The organism is Aquiflexum sp. (genome assembly GCF_041751335.1).
Taxonomy (GTDB): domain Bacteria; phylum Bacteroidota; class Bacteroidia; order Cytophagales; family Cyclobacteriaceae; genus Aquiflexum.
Genome location: NZ_JBGSXS010000445.1, coordinates 1 through 1768 on the forward strand (window position 1 = coordinate 1; position 1768 = coordinate 1768).

The window sequence follows — 1768 nt, forward strand, 5'->3', positions numbered from 1 at the left end:
CTATTAATGTGAATCAGAAATCTGTTTTAAATATTTTTTCCAACTGCTTATCATGAAAGCTTTTCGGGGTATTTCTTAATGCAAAATTCCTGATGCCGCAAAGCAAGGGATTTTCTAACTGGGCCAAACTTCCCATTTTCCAGGAGGTATTGACAATGAAATCCGTCCTGTCTATCCTTCTCTTTTCAAAAGCCCGGAATGCCTGAGAATATTCTTCCTTTTTGGACATTTCATCAGCAAGTACATAAGCATCCTCTATGGCCTGACACGCACCTTGACCCAGATTTGGAGTTGTGGCATGGGCAGCATCTCCAACCAATACAATCCGATCAAATGCAAATTGACCTATTGGACTTAGATCGATGATGTCATTCCATATCAACTGATATTCTTCTGTATGCTCCAAAATCTGCGGAATCGGATCATGATAATCCTTGAAATTGGCAAGTAGGTCCAATACTTTCATTGCGCCCATTTTGGGATCATTGCGGGGTGCATTGATACAGGCAAACCAATACAATTGATCATTGGTCAAAGGGGCTATCCCAAACCTGCCATTTGTACCCCAGGTCTCTGAAGCAAGGTTGATCTTCAACCTACTATTGTCCATGACTGCCCTCCAGCAGGTATATCCCGAATACCGGGGAGTGGAATGGGGCAATAATTGCTTTCTGATGGCAGAATGAATACCATCTCCCACTATTAAATAATCTGTGGATATGGATGAACCATCCTCAAAGTCAACAAATACCTGATCTTCCTGATTACTGAAAGATTTTGCCTTTTTGTTTGTAAAAACAGTATCGGGATCAAGTTTGGAAAGCAACAATCCATGCAAAGCATAGCGGTGGATCAAAAAATTATCCAGCCCATACTTTTTACTGATGGCCTCGCTATCGGCCTTTGTGATGATTTTCCCTTTCTGATCCAACAAGGCAAAAGAGGACATCAATCTGCCTTGACTGATGACTTCATCCATAAAACCCATTAACTTATATACACGCATCGCATTGGAAGACAATGCCAAACCTGCCCCCACGGGCCTGACTTCTGGGGCGGCTTCATATACATTGGCTTGTATTCCTTTTTGCTGCAAGGCTAGAGCAGTGGTCAAACCGGCTATTCCCCCGCCAATAATACTCACTTTAATTTTTCCCATTTATAAGCACTTCGAATGAAAAATTTTTTAAAATCCTGAATTTCGAGTATTTCTTTGATGGCCTTTCTTTTATCAGTGGATTGTTGGTAATAACTTTCACAAATCCTGAAACCTATAAAATATCCCAAGTTAGCGGGAAAACCTGTCTCAGGATCATAAGCATTGAAAAGCCAATCGTCAGTATCCTCCGTATGCATTTGACTTTTGAAAATTTCCCAGAGTTGATCTTCATGGGCAAAGCCGAATTCATATAAGTCAGGATCCGAATAGTCTCCCAATAACAAGTAAGTAACAAAATCTGCCGCACCTTCCATAATTGCATAATCCAATAGGGTCCTTTCTGTGGTGTTTTTTTGTTGCAGATGTACATATTCATGGACAATGATAGGAACCGTCTGCCCGACATCAAAAATCACCATTTTATCAAATTTCGAAAGGGAAGTCAAATCGGCTTCAGGGCTCTTACAGAGATGTTCTGTTCCGATCAACATTCCCGCAAAGCCGTCGGGTGTACCCACATTGTTTAAACTCCCCATCAGGAAATAAATGGGTGGAAAAACCGACTCCGGATAGATTTCTTTCAATTTTTCAGCAGCATCAATAATAATT

At 40.9% G+C, this 1768-nt stretch carries 2 protein-coding genes; both read right to left on the minus strand.

Translation table 11 applies throughout. The annotated features are described in order from the left end of the window. Nucleotides 1-13: 13 nt before the first annotated feature. Nucleotides 14-1159, minus strand: coding sequence for an FAD-dependent monooxygenase (locus tag ACEW8U_RS23265; protein ID WP_373524451.1), 1146 nt, complete (start codon nt 1157-1159; stop codon nt 14-16). Further along, nucleotides 1141-1768 (minus strand): DUF2268 domain-containing putative Zn-dependent protease (locus ACEW8U_RS23270; protein ID WP_373524452.1); only part of this gene is annotated, 628 nt, incomplete at its 5' end. The genes ACEW8U_RS23265 and ACEW8U_RS23270, both read right to left, overlap by 19 nt.